Source organism: Acidobacteriota bacterium, assembly GCA_016195325.1.
Taxonomy (GTDB): Bacteria; Acidobacteriota; Polarisedimenticolia; order JACPZX01; family JACPZX01; genus JACPZX01.
Window position 1 is genome coordinate 1 of the sequence record JACPZX010000005.1, and the last position, 15675, is coordinate 15675.

Annotated in this window: 14 protein-coding genes and 1 tRNA gene; 12 read left to right on the forward strand and 3 right to left on the reverse strand. The window is 70.1% G+C overall.

What is annotated here, in order from left to right:
• From HY049_00910 to HY049_00925, 4 genes are all read left to right on the forward strand, one after another.
• On the forward strand, positions 1–1169 hold a 1169-nt coding region (locus tag HY049_00910; GenBank protein ID MBI3447469.1), incomplete at its 5' end, for a hypothetical protein.
• Complete coding sequence (locus tag HY049_00915) at positions 1166–4816, forward strand: DUF11 domain-containing protein (GenBank protein ID MBI3447470.1); 3651 nt, start codon at positions 1166–1168, stop codon at positions 4814–4816. The genes HY049_00910 and HY049_00915, both read left to right, overlap by 4 nt.
• 49 nt (positions 4817–4865) lie before the next feature.
• Complete coding sequence (locus tag HY049_00920; protein MBI3447471.1) at positions 4866–6647, forward strand: amidohydrolase family protein; 1782 nt, start codon at positions 4866–4868, stop codon at positions 6645–6647.
• A 16-nt stretch (positions 6648–6663) separates the two neighbouring features.
• A complete protein-coding gene (locus HY049_00925) occupies positions 6664–7344 on the forward strand; it encodes a hypothetical protein (GenBank protein MBI3447472.1) in 681 nt (226 codons plus the stop codon).
• On the opposite strand, the gene HY049_00930 is transcribed toward HY049_00925, so the two are convergent.
• A complete protein-coding gene (locus tag HY049_00930; GenBank protein MBI3447473.1) occupies positions 7334–7663 on the reverse strand; it encodes an iron-sulfur cluster assembly accessory protein in 330 nt (109 codons plus the stop codon). The two genes, HY049_00925 and HY049_00930, sit on opposite strands and share 11 nt — an antisense overlap.
• Before the next feature lie 114 nt (positions 7664–7777).
• Here HY049_00930 and cobO point away from each other — a divergent pair, with 114 nt between their 5' ends.
• The 3 genes from cobO (at position 7778) to HY049_00945 (ending at position 10260) form a co-directional block, all read left to right on the forward strand.
• Positions 7778–8341: a cob(I)yrinic acid a,c-diamide adenosyltransferase gene (gene cobO / locus HY049_00935; protein ID MBI3447474.1), complete on the forward strand. Its 564-nt coding sequence runs from the start codon at positions 7778–7780 to the stop codon at positions 8339–8341.
• 1 nt (position 8342) lies between these two features.
• Positions 8343–8999 (forward strand): hypothetical protein, encoded by a 657-nt coding sequence (locus tag HY049_00940; protein MBI3447475.1) that lies wholly within the window; start codon positions 8343–8345, stop codon positions 8997–8999.
• A 76-nt stretch (positions 9000–9075) separates the two neighbouring features.
• Positions 9076–10260 (forward strand): PLP-dependent transferase, encoded by a 1185-nt coding sequence (locus tag HY049_00945; protein ID MBI3447476.1) that lies wholly within the window; start codon positions 9076–9078, stop codon positions 10258–10260.
• Here the strand turns inward: HY049_00945 and HY049_00950 are convergent.
• The gene (locus tag HY049_00950; GenBank protein MBI3447477.1) at positions 10229–10558 is read right to left on the reverse strand and encodes a divalent-cation tolerance protein CutA; all 330 of its coding nucleotides are present in this window, start codon (positions 10556–10558) and stop codon (positions 10229–10231) included. The two genes, HY049_00945 and HY049_00950, sit on opposite strands and share 32 nt — an antisense overlap.
• Positions 10559–10643: 85 nt before the next feature.
• Here HY049_00950 and HY049_00955 point away from each other — a divergent pair, with 85 nt between their 5' ends.
• The 3 genes from HY049_00955 to HY049_00965 are packed head-to-tail and all read left to right on the forward strand — an operon-like array spanning position 10644 to position 13702.
• Entirely contained in the window at positions 10644–12080 is a 1437-nt protein-coding gene (locus tag HY049_00955) for a phosphoglucomutase/phosphomannomutase family protein (protein MBI3447478.1), read from the forward strand.
• Positions 12081–12105: 25 nt separating this feature from the next.
• A complete protein-coding gene (gene eno, locus HY049_00960) occupies positions 12106–13410 on the forward strand; it encodes a phosphopyruvate hydratase (GenBank protein MBI3447479.1) in 1305 nt (434 codons plus the stop codon).
• Positions 13364–13702, forward strand: coding sequence for a septum formation initiator family protein (locus HY049_00965; GenBank protein ID MBI3447480.1), 339 nt, complete (start codon positions 13364–13366; stop codon positions 13700–13702). The genes eno and HY049_00965 overlap by 47 nt, the downstream gene beginning before the upstream one ends.
• Here HY049_00965 and HY049_00970 read toward each other — a convergent pair.
• Positions 13683–14297, reverse strand: a complete 615-nt coding sequence (locus HY049_00970) for a DUF47 domain-containing protein (GenBank protein MBI3447481.1) — start codon at positions 14295–14297, stop codon at positions 13683–13685. The two genes, HY049_00965 and HY049_00970, sit on opposite strands and share 20 nt — an antisense overlap.
• A gap of 83 nt (positions 14298–14380) precedes the next feature.
• On the opposite strand from HY049_00970, the gene HY049_00975 reads away from it, so the two are divergent.
• Positions 14381–15358 (forward strand): aldo/keto reductase, encoded by a 978-nt coding sequence (locus HY049_00975; protein ID MBI3447482.1) that lies wholly within the window; start codon positions 14381–14383, stop codon positions 15356–15358.
• Between the two features lie 56 nt (positions 15359–15414).
• Positions 15415–15491: transfer RNA gene (locus HY049_00980), tRNA-Met, on the forward strand.
• The last annotated feature ends 184 nt before the right edge of the window (positions 15492–15675 follow it).

Sequence of the window (15675 nt, forward strand, 5' to 3'; positions counted from 1 at the left end):
ACTACGTCCCGACGCCGACCTCGTGCGGCGTTGGCGCTTGCTCGGCCACGGGCCAGACCCAGTGCGTGGGTGGAATCGTCACGAGCACGTGCACGCCGGGGACCCCTGCTCCGAGCGACGCGACGTGCAACAACATCGACGACGACTGCGATGGGTCGGTCGATGAGGACTACGTCCCGACGCCGACCTCGTGCGGTGTTGGCGCGTGCTCCGCGACAGGACAGACCCAGTGCGTGGGTGGCTCGGTAACGAGCACGTGCACTCCGGGCACCCCGGCACCGAGCGACGCGACGTGCAACAACGTCGACGACGACTGCAACGGCCAGGTCGACGAGGACTACGTCCCGACGCCCACGAGCTGCGGCGTGGGTGCCTGCTCGGCTACAGGACCGACCCAGTGCGTGGGTGGCTCGGTAACGAGCACCTGCACACCCGGGACGCCCGCGCCGTCCGACGCGACGTGCAACAACATCGACGACGACTGCGACGGGGCGGTCGATGAGGACTACGTCCCGACGCCCACGAGCTGCGGAGTTGGTGCCTGCTCGGCCACCGGCCAGACGCAGTGCGTCGGGGGTTCAGTGACGAGCACCTGCACGCCCGGCACGCCCGCGCCGTCCGACGCCACGTGCAACAACGTCGATGACGACTGCGACGGGACGGTGGACGAGGACTTCGGCGCGGTCCCGACGAGCTGCGGGATCGGGACCTGCGCCTCGACGGGGGTTGCGACCTGCCTGGGCGGCCGGATCTTCGACACGTGCACACAGGGGGCGCCGGGCGTCGAGACGTGCGACGGACTCGACAACGACTGCAACGGGTTCGTCGACGATGGGATCGCGCCTCCCGGGCAGATTCTGACGGCGCTGGCGGACGGCGACGCGATCACGTGGGACGCCGTGGCCGGCGCCACGGGGTACGATGTCGTGCGCGGCAGCCTCGGGACGCTGAACCAGTCGTCCGGGAACTTCGGCACCTCGACCGAACAGTGCGTCGCGAACGACACGCCGGTGAACCACGCGACGTTTTCCGGCATTCCCGCACTCGGGACCGGCTACTGGTTCCTCGTCCGGGCCGTAAGCTGCGGAGGGAACGGGACCTACGACACCCCCGACCAGTCCGGCCACCGCGACGCGGAGGTCGCGCTCTCCGCCGGGGCCTGCCCGTGAGCGGCGCCGGAATCCGCCGGGCGTCCCGCGCGGCGGCTGGCGCGCTCGTCGCGCTCGCGGTCGCGGGCGGTGGCGCGATCGGCGCCTCCTCGCCGAAGTCTCCGGGGGATGTGCGCGCGTCGGCCGACGGCGGGTTCGAGGCGCTCAGCCCGGGACAGAGGCTTCGGTTCCATTTCTCCCGCGACGGCGTCCGGATCGCCCCCCGGCCGAGTCCGAGCCCGGGATGGGGATGGGGTCTCGAGTATCTCGCCCCTCGATCCGGCGAGGCTCCCGCGCCCGAGCCCGCGTCGCGTCTCGATCCGTCTCCGGACGGCGTCGAGTATTTCAGGGACGGGATCGACGAGTGGTACCTGGTGAGCGACCGGGGTCTCGAGCAGGGGTTCACGGTCGAGGCGCCGGGCGGAGCGGAGGAGGGGAGCGACCCGTCGCTCCGCGTCGATCTCGCGATGCGCGGGAACCTCTCGTGGCGGCTCGAAGGCGACGGGCGGAGTCTCACGCTCCTGGAGCCGGGAGGGAGTCCCGTGCTGCGGTATGGGGATCTGAACGCCACGGACGCCGACGGGCGTGACCTCGACGCCCACCTCGAGCTTCATGAGACCTCCGTGCGGCGGGCGCCGGATCTGGTGATCGTCGTCGACGTCGCGGAGGCCGAGTTCCCGGTCACGATCGAGGCGCGGATCGTCTCGACGGCGGGGGCGAAGCCGGACCCGGAGCGGAGCCCGGGCGCGGGGTCGCGCTCCGCCGGCGAGGGCGCCGCCACGAGGAGGCAGGGGATCCGGACCGTCTCGGGGTACCAGCTCCTGTCGGCCCCGTCGAACGACGTCTGCGCCGGCGCCGAGGGGATTCCGGCCGGCGGGCCCTTCCCGTACCTGACGTCGGTGACCGGCGACCTCACCGACGCGACGACGTCGGGGGATCCGGCGGTCCCATCCTGCCAGCCGGACGTCTCCCGATCGATCTGGTACGCGTTCACGCCGTCGCTCACGGCGAGCTACACCCTCTCGACCTGCGCGTCGGCGCCGACGGCGACGACGGTGGACGACACCGTCCTCGCGATCTACACCTCCTCGGGAGGCTGCGGGGGGACCTTCACCGAGATCGCCGGCGGGTGCAGCGACGACGCGTGCGCGCAGCAGTCGGAGATCACGGCGACGCTGGACGCGGGAACGACCTACTACGTCCTCGCGTGGCAGTTCGGATCGGCGGCGCCCCTCGCGGGGCACACGGCGGTGCAGCTCCGCGTCGCGCAGAGGCCGCTGGTGCCGCCTGCGAACGACCTGTGCGGAAGCGCCGAGTCGATCCCCGGCAACGGCCCCTTCCCGTACACGACGGCGCTCACGTCCGACGTCACCGACGCTTCGACCGCGGGCGATCCTTCCGGCCCTTCGTGCCAGGCGAACGTCTCCCGGAGCATCTGGTACACCTTCACGCCGACGGCGACGAACGACTACACGATCTCCACCTGCGCCGACGCGCCGACGGGGACCACCGTCAACGACACGGTCCTGGCGGTCTACACGTCGCCCGGCGGGTGCGGGGGGGCGTTCACGCAGCTCTCCGGCGCGTGCGACAACGACGCGTGCTCTTTCGAGACGCTCCAGGCGGTCGTGACGGCTCACCTGACCGGCGGCACGACCTACTACGTGCTCGTCTGGCAGCTCGGAACGAGCGCGCCGGCGGCCGCGAACACGGCCGTCCAGCTCCGCGTCACCCAGCCGGGCCCTCCGTCGAACGACGTCTGCGCCGGGGCGATCCCCCTCCAGCTCGACGCGCCGGTCGCCGGCACGACGGCTCTCGCGGCCGACGATTACGAGCTGTCCGGCGCGGGGTGCTTCGGCGGCGTCGGGCAGGTCGCTTCCACGGCCCCCGGGCGCGACGCCGTCTACTCCTTCACCCCTGCCGCGGCGGGGGAGTACTCGGTGAAGGTCACGGGGTACAGCGCGTCGCTGAACCTGGTCTCGTACGTCGCGAGCTCGTGCCCGGCGGGGTCGCCCCCCGTGACGGTCGGATCGTGCCTCGCCGCGGCGAACCGGGGGACCACGAGCACGTCGGAGGAGGTGATGTGCGTTCCTCTCGCGGCGGGCCAGACCGCCTACGCGTTCGTGGACGAGAACGCGCTCACCGCCGGAAGCCCGTTCCGGATCGAGGTGAACGCCTGCCCGAGGGAAGTCGAGACGAACGACACCCCCGCCGCGGCGAACGAGCTCGCGTGCGGCGCGGAAGGGACGATCTCCCCGGCGGGCGAAGCGGACTTCTTCGCCGTCGGAACCCCCGCCGCCGGCTCGCGCCTCTTCGCCCTCGTGGACGGGGTGGCGTCGAACTCGACGGACTTCGACCTGCGCGCGACGACGGCCGCGGACACTCTCGAGTACGACGATCAGAACGACGACGCCCCCTTCGGGAGCCTCGCGCCGAACGTGGCGGGGACCCCTCTCACGGGGGCGCCGGCGTACCTCCGGGTGAGCCAGTTCTCGTCGATCCGCATCGCGGAGCCGTACCGGCTTTACGCCGCCGTGGAGCCTCCGATCGGCTCGGCGACGCCGGAGACCGAGCCGAACGGGACGATCCCGCAGGCGAACGCGGCGCCGAACGGCTACTTCTACGGCGCGCTCTCGGCGCTCACCGACAACGACGTCTACGCCTTCACCGCCGCGGCGGGGGATCTCGTCCTTCTGGGCCTCGACGGCGATCCGCTCCGAAACAACACGCCGATCAACGCCGCCCTCACGCTGCTCGACGCGAGCGGCCTGCCGCTTGTGGCCGTCAACGACGCGGGCTCGACCTCCTCGACGACCTCGGGCGCGGGAAGCCTCACCGCCAAGAACCCTAACTCTCCCGGCGAGGCGCTGGCGTACCGGGTGTCCGTCCCGGGCACCTACTACGCGCTCGTCACCGGATCGACGATCGGCGACTACCTCCTCTCCATCTCCGCGGGGTGCCGCGTCGGTCCGCCGACGGATCTGTCGGTGACCCAGATCGATGCGCCGGACCCGGTGGCCCCCACCGGCGCGCTCGCGTACACCGTCTCCGTCGCCAACGTCGGCGCGGCCGCGGCGACGAATGTCCGCCTGATTGACACGCTGCCCGCCGCCGCGACGTACGTCTCCGCGACGCCGAGCCAGGGAAGCTGCGCCGGGTCGGGCCCCGTCGTGTGCGATCTCGGGGACATCGCCGCGTCCGCGAGCGCGACGGTGGTCGTCGGCGTGACGGCCGGGGCGTCGGGCCCTCTCGTCAACACCGCGCGCGTGGCGTCTTCCGTGACGGACACGAACGGCGCGAACGACGCCGCCACCGAGTCGACGGCGGTCTGCTCGGGGGCTCCCGCGGGGACGCCGGACGTCTCGATGAGCCCAGGCGGGCTCTCCTGGACGGCGCTCGCCGGCGCGACGGGGTACGACGTCGTCAGGGGGGGCCTGCCGGCTCTCACCCAGTCGCACGGCAACTTCACGACCTCGACGGAGGAGTGCCTCGCGAACGATCTGCCGTCCACGTCGCTCGCGTACGGCGCGGCGCCCGCCCTCGGCCAGGGGTTCTGGTTCCTCGTGCGGGGGACGAGCTGCGGCGGGAGCGGCACCTACGACGCGGGAGGCTCCCAGGCGGCCGGTCGCGACGCCGGGATCGCCGGGTCCGCATTCTCCTGCCCCTGATCTATCCTTCCCCGCTCTTGCGGACCCATCCCGGGTCGAAGGAGGACGCGTGCGCCGAATGACCGTCATCTTCCTCTCCTGCCTGTTGTCGGGGATCGCGTTCGCCGACTTTGGGCGCGATCTCGTGGAGGCGCGAAAGCTCTTCGAGTCGAACCTCGACGCGATCCGCCGCCGCGATCGCGACGCGTACCTCGCGGGCTACCTCGACGCCGAGACGTTCGCCCGCACCGGCCCCGAGGGGCCGCAGCGCGGCTTCGCGGCCCACGCCGAGCAGTCGAAAAAGGATCCGTGGCCCGAGGTCTTCGAGGGGCACGACCTCCAGCTCGTGCCGATCCGCGCCGGCGTCGTCTACGGGACGTATCGCTACCGCGTCCGCTACGGCGCGGGGGACGAGCACCTCGGGATCTCGGAGCGGATCTTCCTCGAGACGAAGAAGGGGTGGAAGATCGCCGTCACCACCGCCTTCGAGGCCTCGAAGGACACGCCTCCGCCCCCGGTCGCCCTCGCCGGGGAGACACTCCTCGACGGAACGGGCGGAGCGGCGGTCGCCGACGCGGTGATCGTGATGCGGGGCGGGAAGATCGACTGCGCCGGATCGAGATCGGCGTGCCCGATCCCGGAGGGGCTCGAGACGGTCGATCTGACGGGGCTCTTCGTCACCCCCGGGCTCGTGGACGCCCACGTCCACTTCTCGCAAACGGGCTGGGCCGACGGGCGCCCCGACTCGATCGACCTCCGGGAGCAGTTCCCGTACGAGCAGCTCCAGGCGAAGCTGCGCGGCGACCCCGGGCGCTTTCTCCGCTCGTACGTGTGCTCGGGGGTCACGTCGGTCTTCGACGTGGGGGGCTACCCGTGGACGTGGGATCTCCGCGCGCGCGCCGAGGCCGACACCGCCTCGCCCCACGTCGCCGCGGCCGGGCCCCTCCTCACGACGCTCGACCACTGGCTCAACCTGCCCGCCGAGCGGCAGTTCATCTACCTCGCCGACCCGAACGCCGCGCGGGAGGGGGTCCGGTACCTGTCCGCGCACGCGACGAGCGCCGTGAAGGTCTGGTTCATCGACAACACCGCGCGCGGCTTCGACGAGATGGCGGGCGCCGTGCGCGCCGCGGGCGAGGAGGCGAGGGCGCGCCACCTCCCTCTCATCGTCCACGCCACCGGGCTGAAGGAGGCGAAGGCGAGCCTCGGGGCCGGCGCGAACCTCCTCGTCCACAGCGTCTGGGACCTCCCGCTCGACGACGAGTTCATCGATCTCGCGAAGAGGAACGGGACGATCTACTGCCCGACGCTCACGGTCATCGACGGGTACTACCGGATGTACCAGTCGGTGCTGAGCGGAAACCCCCCTCCCGTCGACGATCCGGGGCAGTGCGTCGACGCGGAGACGCTCGACCACGTCGCCTCGACGCCGAAGGCCGCGGCGGGGAAGGTGGACGCGGCGGCCCTCGCCCGCTTCGCGAACCGCGAGGCGATGCGCGACACGATGGCGGCGAATTTGAGGCGCGTGCGCGACGCGGGGATCCCCATCGCGATGGGGACGGACGCGGGGAACCCGCTGACGCTTCACGGGCCCTCGGTGTTCGGCGAGATGGAGGCGATGGAGGCGGCCGGGATGACGCCCGCGGAGGTCCTCAGGGCTTCGACGCTCGGCGGGGCCACCGCGATGGGCCGGGCGAAGGATCTCGGGACGGTGGAGGCCGGGAAGGCCGCGGACCTCCTGGTCGTCGCCGCCGACCCTCTGGTCACCGTCCGCAACCTGCGGCAGATGCGCTACGTCGTGCGCGGCGGAGTCATGAGGCGGGGCACGGAGCTCCGCGCGCGGCGTCCCTAGCGTGGGCTCCGGGCCCGTGAGGCTCCGGAAGCTCGTCGCGGCGCTCGAGAAACTCCACGGCCGGTTCCGCCCCGAGCTCACCCACCCGTTCGAGATGGTGCTCTGGGAGAACGTCGCCTACCTCGTCCCCGACGCGAAGCGCCGGGCCGCGTACGAATTCCTGAAGCGGAAGGTCGGAGTGACGCCGGCGGCGATCCTGGCGGCTCCGCCCGGCGCCCTTCTCGAGGCCGCGAGGCTCGGCGGGATGCGTCCCGAGGATCGTGTGGAGCGGCTCCGGGAAGCCGCGCGCATCGCCACCGACGCGTTCCCCGACGGGGACGTGAAGGCCGCCCTCGCGCTGGCGCCGGCGAAGGCGAAGAGGCTGTTCAAGCGTTTCCCCGGATTCGGCGATCCCGGCGCCGAGAGGATCCTCCTCTTCAACGGCGCGGCGCCGTTTCTCGCCCTCGAGTCGAACGGCCTCCGGGTTCTCCTCCGCCTGGGGCTCGGGGAGGAGTCGAAGAGCTATCCGAGAAGTTACCGGTCGGCGCAGGAGGCGGCGATGAAGGAGGAGCCTGGTGCGGGGTGCGATCTGCTGATCCGCGCGCACGGGGCGCTCCGGGCCCACGGCCGGGAGATCTGCAGGGCGGCGTCACCGATCTGCGAGGCGTGTCCGCTCGCGCCGCGGTGCCGCCACTTCGGGGCGGGGGTCAGACGCTGAAGCTCTCGCCGCAGCCGCACGATTTGGTCGCGTTCGGGTTCCGGAACTGGAAGCCGGCGCCGAGGAGGCCCCCCTTCCAGTCGATCTCGGTCCCGTCGAGGTACGGAGCGGCGGCCGCGTCGATCACGATCCGGATGCCGTGCTGCGTGGCGACCTGGTCGCCGTCCTTCGGCGCGCCGTCGAAGTCCATGGTGTAGGAGAGCCCCGAGCATCCGGCGGGCTTCACGCCGAACCTCACACCAGACTCGCCGGGGGTGAGCTTCTGCTCGTTCATCATGCGGAGGATCTGGGCCGCGGCGTTCTGGGTGAGTGCGATCATGCGGTGGAGTATAGGGAGACCCCGCAGCGGGCGCAACGCGCTCGTCGGAGGGGGCTTATAATGTCGCGCGGCCGTCGCCGGTGTCGGCGGCGTCCGGGGGGGAGGGGGCGGAGGATGACGGAATCCGTGACGGAGCCGAGCGCGCCGAAGCGGCTCGGGCTCGTCATCGTCAACACCGGGAACGGGAAGGGGAAGACGACCGCGGCGCTCGGGACCGCGCTCCGGGCCTGCGGCTATGGCCTGAAGGTCGTCATGATCCAGTTCATCAAGGGGCCGTGGAAGACCGGCGAGCAGGTCTCGGCGGCGCGCCTCGCGCCGGAGTTCGAGCTGATCAAGGCCGGCAAGGGGTTTTACCGGATCATGGGGGACCGGATCCCCGAGGAGGTCCACAGGAAGGCGGCGGCGGAAGGGTTCGCCCTGGCGGAGGAGAAGGTCCGGTCGGGGGCCTACGACATCGTCATCCTCGACGAGATCAACAACGCCGTCTCGGACGGCCTCCTCAGCATCGAGCAGGTCCTCGACCTGGTGGACCGCAAGCCCCCGGAGCTTCATCTTGTCCTGACGGGCCGCGCCGCCCACGAGCGGCTTATCGAGCGGGCCCACATGGTGACCGAGATGCGCGAGGTGAAGCACCCGTACCAGCAGGGGATCCTCGCGCAGAAAGGAATCGACTTCTGACATGAGAAAACTCGCGATCCTGGCCGCCGTCGCCGCGGCCGTCTCGACGGCATCCGCCGGCATTTCGGTGAACCTGGACTTCCTCTGGAAGCCCGATCCGAAGAACGACTCGCAGGTCTACCTGCACGTCGCGAACACCGCGTACCAGCCCCCCGCCGAGCAGGTGAGGGCGGTCTACCCGCAGATGAAGGCTCCCGAGCTGGACTTCCCCATCCTTCTGTTCATGGCCAACGAGGCCCACGTGTCGCTCTCGGCCGTCTGGGATCTTCGCTCGAAAGGGACCCCGTGGGTCCAGGTGATGACGCGGCTGAACGTTCCCCCGGATCGCGTCTTCGTTCCCGTGCAGCACGACCCCGGCCCGCCGTACGGAAAGGCCTACGGCCACTGGAAGAACCACCCGAAGGAGCAGGTCGCCCTCACCGACAGCGACGTCGCCTACTGGGTGAACGTGAGGACGCAGGCGCGGTATTTCAGCGTCCCCCCCGACACGGTCGTCGGCTGGCGACAGGCCGGACCGACGTGGAAGTCGGTGGCCGGAACCCAGTACCGCGGCAAGCACGGGGGAGACGACCAGGGCGAGGGGCACGGCCACGGGGACGGCGACGACCAGGGCGAGAATCACGGCCACGGCAAGGGGAAGGGCAAGGGTAAGGGCTAGACGCCGGGTTGATTCCCCCCGGGGGCTCCTGTATTTTTCCAGTTCGCGCCGCCGACACTCACGCAGGAGCCACTCCATGGGATTCGCAACCGACGCCATCCACGCGGGACAGGAGCCGGACCCCACCACGGGCGCCGTCTCCGTCCCCATCTACCAGACCTCCACCTACGAAGTCGAGGCGCTCGGCGAGACGAAGGGGTGGAACTACGCCCGCACCATCAACCCCACCCGCTCGGCTCTCGAGAACAACCTCGCGATCCTCGAGAAGGGGAAACGGGCCCTCGCGTTCGCGTCGGGGATGGCGGCGATCAACGCCGTCTTCTCCATGCTGAAGGCCGGCGATCACGTCGTCGTCTCGCAGAACGTGTACGGCGGGACGTTCCGCCTCGTGGACGGGATCCTCAAGCACTTCGGCGTCGAGTTCTCCTTCATCGACACGACGGATCTCGCGAACGTCTCGGCGGCGATGAAGCCGAACACCACGATGGTCTTCATCGAGACGCCGCACAATCCCGTCATGACCCTCACCGACATCGCGGGGTGCGCGGCCCTCTGCCGCAAGCGCGGCGCCCGCCTCGTCGTCGACAACACCTTCATGTCGCCGTACTGGCAGAACCCGATCCCCCTGGGCGCCGATCTCGTCGTCCACAGCACGACCAAGTACCTGAACGGCCACAGCGACAGCGTCGGCGGCGCGGTCATCGCGGCGCGCGAGGAGGACGGCGAGCGCCTCCACTTCATCCAGAAGTCGGCGGGGGCCATCCTCTCCCCGTTCGACTCGTGGCTGGTCCTCCGCGGGGTGAAGACCCTCGCGGTCAGGATGGAGCGGCACGAGGTGAACACGCGGAAGATCGCGGCGTTTCTCGCGGGGCGGCCCGAGATCCGCGCGGTCAACTACCCCGGCCTCGCGTCGCATCCCCAGCACGCGCTCGCGAAGCAGCAGGCGCGGGGATTCGGCGGGATGATCTCGTTCGATCTGGGGGGCTACGCGGAGGCGAAGAGCTTCCTCGACGCCCTGCGCCTGTGCGCGCTGGCGGAGAGCCTCGGCGGCGTCGAGACGCTCATCTCGCACTCGGCGAGCATGACGCACGCCTCGGTCCCCGTGGACGAGAGGCGCCGCATCGGAGTCACGGACGGCCTCGTGAGGATCTCGGTGGGGATCGAGGACGCGGAGGACCTCATCGAGGACCTTTCGAGAGGGCTGGCGGCGATCGGCAAGACGGCCGTGGCTACGGGGTCCGCCCCTTCACGGAGGTCATGATCCAGTCGAGCACCTTCTCGTCGCCGGCGGCCACCGGAAGGGCGAGGATCTCGGGCAGCTCGTACGTGTGCTGCTCGCGGATCAGGTCGCGCACCTCGTTGAACAGGTGCGCCGACGTCTTGATCATCAGGATCATCTCCTTGTCGTCGCAGACCTTGTCCTTCCAGCGGTAGATCGACCGGACGGAGGAGATCACGTTGACGCACGCCGCGAGCCGCCCCTCGACGAGACCGGAGGCGATCTTGAGCGCGAGATCTTCGCTGTCGACGGTGGTGAGGATGACGATCTTGTCGGTCACTTTGAGGGGATCCTGTGCGAGCACGTGATGGAGCAGCGGAAGGAATTATAGAGACGCCCTCGGACCGCCGTCAAGGAACGGCCCGTTGAGCGCGATCGCCTTCGGCACCTCCGGATGGCGCGGCATCATCGCCGACGCCTTCACCTTCCCCCGCGTGCGGCTCGTCGCGAAGGCCCTAGCGGATCATCTGAAGTCGAGGGGGACGTCGCGCCTCGGGATCTGCGCCGGATACGACCCGAGGTTCCTCTCGGAGCACTTCGCCGCCGAGGCGGCGAAGACGGTCGCCGCCGAGGGGATCGCCGTCCAGCTCGCCACGTCGCACGTCCCGACGCCGGCCATCTCGCACGCCATCCGGGCGCGGGGCCTCGCGGGCTCGATCAACATCACGGCGAGCCACAACCCGGCGTCGTGGAGCGGGTTCAAGGTCAACAACGAGAAGGGGGCGCCGTCCCCTCCCGAGATGACGAAGGACCTCGAGGCGCGGATCGCGGGCCTCTTGAAGTCTCCCGGCGAGGCGCACTTCGCGACGGAGCGGGTTCCCGTGCACCACGGCGCCGCCGCCCCCGCGGGGGTCGACGAGAGCTTCCGCGAGCCCTACCTCGACGCCCTGGCGAAGATCGTGCGGTTCGACGAGATCCGGAAGTCGCGCGCCGCCGTCGCCGTCGATCCTCTGTGGGGGGCCGGGCGGGGGTTCCTCGCCGAGGCGCTGAGGCGCCACGGCGTGAAGGTCGTCTCGATCCACGAGGAGCGCGACGTGACCTTCGGGAACCTCGGCCCCGACCCGTCGCCGAAGAACCTCGGGGCGCTCGCAGCGCTCGTCGCGCGCGGGGAGGCGTCGATCGGCATCGCGACCGACGGCGACGCCGATCGGTTCGGCGTCGTCGACTCGGACGGCTCTTTCGTCACCCCCAACACGGTCCTCGCGCTTCTCGCCGATTACCTCGCGGAGTCCCGCGGCTGGCGGCACGGCCTCGCCCGCACGTACGCGACGACCCGGCTGATCGACGCCGTGGCCTCTCACTACGGGATGCCGCTCCACCAGACGGGCGTCGGGTTCAAGTATCTCGGCGAGCTGCTCCTCGACGGCAAGGCGTACCTCGCCGGCGAGGAGAGCGCCGGGATGTCGGTGGTAGGGCACGTCCCCGAGAAGGACGGCCTCCTGGCGGGGCTCCTCGCCGCCGAGATGACGGCCGTCCGCGGGAAGAGCCTGAGGGCGCAGCGCGACGATCTCTTTGCGAAGGTCGGCGCGTACCACAGCGCCCGGGAGGACACGCCCGTGAGCGCCGATCAGGTCACGCGGCTCCGCGAGCGGATGAGCCGCCCCCCCGACACCGTGGGATCGCGAAGCGTCTCGAAGGCGACGGTGCTCGACGGCCTCAGGCTCGACTTCGACGACGGCGCGTGGCTGCTCATGCGCCCCTCGGGGACGGAGCCCGTGGTGCGCTACTATGTCGAAGCCCGCACGCCGGCCGATCTCGCGCGCCTCGTCGAGGACGGGAAGAAGGCGCTCCTGGGCGGCTGAGGGACGCGAGGGAGAGACCTGGACGATGAGCGCGATCGAATCTGTCGTCGGAAGAGAGATCCTCGACTCGAGGGGAAACCCCACGGTCGAGGCCGAGGTCGTCCTCGAGAGCGGCGCCTCCGGGCGCGCGGCGGTCCCCTCCGGCGCCTCCACCGGGGAGCGCGAGGCGATCGAGCTGCGGGACGGCGACAAGGCCCGCTACCTCGGCAGGGGCGTCTCGAAGGCGGTGGCCCACGTGAACGGAACGGTTGCCGCGGCGCTCGAGGGGATCGAGGCGGCCGACCAGGCTTTCGTCGATCGCACGCTCCTCGATCTCGACGGCACGCCGTCGAAGTCCAAGCTCGGGGCGAACGCGCTCCTCGCGGCCAGCCTCGCCGTGGCGCGGGCGGCGGCGGAGGAGTCGGGGCTGCCGCTCTACCGCTACCTCGGCGGGCCCGGCGCGCGGGTCCTTCCCGTGCCCCTCTTCAACATCCTCAACGGCGGCGTGCACGCGGACAACAACCTCGACATCCAGGAGTTCATGGTCCTGCCGGTCGGCGCGCCCTCGTTCCGCGAGGCGCTGCGGATGGGGGCCGAGATCTACCACCACCTCAAGGCGGTCCTCAAGTCGCGGAACCTCGCAACCTCCGTCGGCGACGAGGGAGGGTTCGCCCCCCATCTGAAGTCGCACGACGAGGCGCTCGCGATCATCGTCCAGGCGATCGAGAAGGCGGGGTACCGGCCCGGCGAGGACGCCGCGATCGCCCTCGACGTCGCCGCCTCCACGTTCTTCAAGCCGTCGGCGGACAGGAAATCGGGGAAGTACCTCCTCGAGACGGAGACGCCGCCCGAGCGGACGGCGGCGGAGATGATCTCCATGTACGAGGGGTTCGTGAAGCGCTACCCGATCCTCTCCATCGAGGACGGCCTGGCGGAGGGGGACTGGGACGGGTGGCGGAAGATGACCGAGGTCCTCGGCGCCCGCGTGCAGATCGTCGGCGACGACATCTTCGTGACGAACGCCGCGATCCTCAGGAAGGGGATCGAGACCGGGGTCGCGAACTCGATCCTGATCAAGCTCAACCAGATCGGCACGCTCACGGAGACGCTCGACACGATCCGTCTCGCCGGAGAGAGCGGGTACACCTGCGTCGTGTCGCACCGCTCGGGGGAGACCGAGGACACTTTCATCGCCGACCTCGCGGTCGCGCTCAACCTGGGCCAGATCAAGACCGGGGCGCCATGCCGCGCAGAGCGCGTCGCGAAGTACAACCAGCTTCTCCGCATCGAGGAGGATCTCGGGGATGCCGCCGTCTACGCCGGGCGATCGATCCAGAGACGCCGGCCGTAAGCCGAAGATCGGGCGCCAGCTCGTCATCTTCCTGGTGCTGGTCTTAGCCTTGCTCGTCGCGATCGCCGCGGTGACCGGCGACCGGGGCTTCCTCGACGTGAGGCGGCAGAGGGCCCAGCTCTCGCGGCTGAACGCCGAGGTGGCCTCCCTGCGCGAGGAGAACGGGGCTCTCCTGTCGGAGGTGAGGGGGCTCCGGAGCGACCCGTACGTGATCGAGAAGCTCGCGCGCGAGAAGCTCGGCTACGCGCGGCCGGGGGAGATCGTCTTCCGGATCAGGCGTTCTTCAGAATGATTCCCTCGAGGACGTTCGCCACGTCCTCGCACATGTCCGTCGCCGTCTCGACCGTCTCGAGGACGTCCTTCTCCTTGATCAGCTCGATCGCGTCCTCCTTCCGCGTCTTGTGGAAGAGGCGGGCGAGCCCCTCGTGGAAGATGCGGTCCCCCTCGCTCTCGAGGGCGTGAATCTCGACGCACTTCTCGAGGATGTGATCGGACGTCCTCAGGTTGGCGATGGCTTCCTTCAGGACCGCCGTCTGCCGCACGAGGACGTCGGCCATGCCGAGCATCTCGGGAGGGGGGCTCGCGAGGTTGTAGAAGGTCATCCGGTCGGCGGTGGTGTCGATGAAATCGATGACGTCGTCGAGCTTCGTCGCGAGGTCGTGGATGTCCTCGCGGTCGAACGGCGTGATGAAGGTCTTGTTGAGCATCTTGACGAGGTTGTGCGTGATCTGGTCGCACTCGTGCTCGAGCGCCTTGATGCGCCGCGCGGACTCCTGCGGCCGATCGTAGTTGCGCATCATCTCGTGGAGGAGGTTCGCCCCCTCGTGAATTTTCCCCGCGAGGGTCGAGAAGGTGTCGAAGTACTCCTTGTCCTTGGTGCCGAACATGGGGCTCCTCCTTGAAGTGGAAGGTTTCTGGAGTGCGGCTATTCTACCTTAGGGACGCGGGACGGAGGGGCGACGAGATGCAGGTGACTCGAAGGGCGCTCGGAAAGACGGGGCTTCAGGTCTCCGAGATCGGCTTCGGGGCCTGGCAGCTCGGCGGCGATCTCTGGGGGCCGGTGGACGAGGGGGAGGGGGTCCGCGCGCTCCGCCGCGCGGTGGACCTCGGGATCAACTTCTTCGACACCGCGGCCGTGTACGGCGACGGCCGGAGCGAGAAGCTCGTCGGGCGGGCCCTCCGCGAGGCCGGCGAGGCGGGTCGCGAGGCGATCATCCTGACGAAGGTCCCGTCCACCTCGAAGAAATGGCCCCCCGATCCGGGGACGCCGGCCGATGAGGCCTTCCCGGTGAAGCACCTCCGGGAATCCGTCGAGCGGTCACTCAAGAATCTCGGGCGCGAGCGCGTGGATGTGGTGCTCCTCCACGTCTGGCTCGACTCGTGGACCGAGGAGGGGGGGTGGCACGCCGCCCTCGAGGCCCTGAAGGCCGAGGGGAAGATCCGCCACCACGGCATCTCGGTGAACACATTTCGCTCCGAGACGGTCGTCTCGGCGGTGCGCAAGAAGCGCACCGAGGTCGTCGAGGTGGTCCACAACATCTTCGAGCAGGCCCCCGAGGACGCTCTCTTCCCGGCGGCGATCGAGGCCGGCTGCGGCATCATCTCGCGCGTTCCGCTCGACGAGTCGTCGCTGGGCGGGGCGCTCACCGCGACCACGGTCTTCCGCCGCGGCGAGTTCCGCGAGCGCTATTTCGCCGGAGATCGCCTGGAGCGCACCGTCGATCGCGTCGAGAAGCTCCGCTGGCTCGTCCCGAAGCACGCGCCGACCCTTGCCGACGCGGCTTTGCGCTTCTGCCTCGCGCACGAGGCCGTGTCCACCGTGATCCCCGGCATGCGGAGCGTCGCGCACGTCGAGGCGAACGCCGCCGCGTCGGCTCGCGGGCCTCTCGAGCCGCCGGTGGTGAAGCGTCTTCGCGATCACCGGTGGGATCGCACGCCGGAGTGGTGATCGCCGCGGGTTGACTCGCCGGGGGATGAAGAGTACTCTCCGGCTTTCCAAACGGCCGCGGGGTGGAGCAGTCTGGTAGCTCGTTGGGCTCATAACCCAAAGGTCGCAGGTTCAAATCCTGCCCCCGCTACCATGGTCTCATCGAACTCCCGGTCGCGCCTCGAGCGCGGCCGGGAGAAAAACCCTCCTCACTCCTGCTCCGATCCTCCGTCGCGACGCTTGTCACGTCGCAGAGCGAGACTCCGATCCGCGTACGCCGCCACCTCCACGAGTTGCTCCAAGGGTTTTTCGAGCCGCGGATCCCGGCTGCTCAGCAG

Bases quoted from the DNA above. Each gene is read 5' to 3' on its own strand.
- HY049_00940 (MBI3447475.1), top strand. From the start codon at position 8,343: ATGAGAAAACTCGCGATCCTGGCCGCCGTCGCCGCGGCCGTCTCGACG.
- HY049_00930 (MBI3447473.1), bottom strand. From the start codon at position 7,663: ATGATCGCACTCACCCAGAACGCCGCGGCCCAGATCCTCCGCATGATG.
- eno (MBI3447479.1), top strand. From the start codon at position 12,106: ATGAGCGCGATCGAATCTGTCGTCGGAAGAGAGATCCTCGACTCGAGG.
- HY049_00965 (MBI3447480.1), top strand. From the start codon at position 13,364: ATGCCGCCGTCTACGCCGGGCGATCGATCCAGAGACGCCGGCCGTAAG.
- HY049_00970 (MBI3447481.1), bottom strand. From the start codon at position 14,297: ATGTTCGGCACCAAGGACAAGGAGTACTTCGACACCTTCTCGACCCTC.
- HY049_00945 (MBI3447476.1), top strand. From the start codon at position 9,076: ATGGGATTCGCAACCGACGCCATCCACGCGGGACAGGAGCCGGACCCC.
- cobO (MBI3447474.1), top strand. From the start codon at position 7,778: ATGACGGAATCCGTGACGGAGCCGAGCGCGCCGAAGCGGCTCGGGCTC.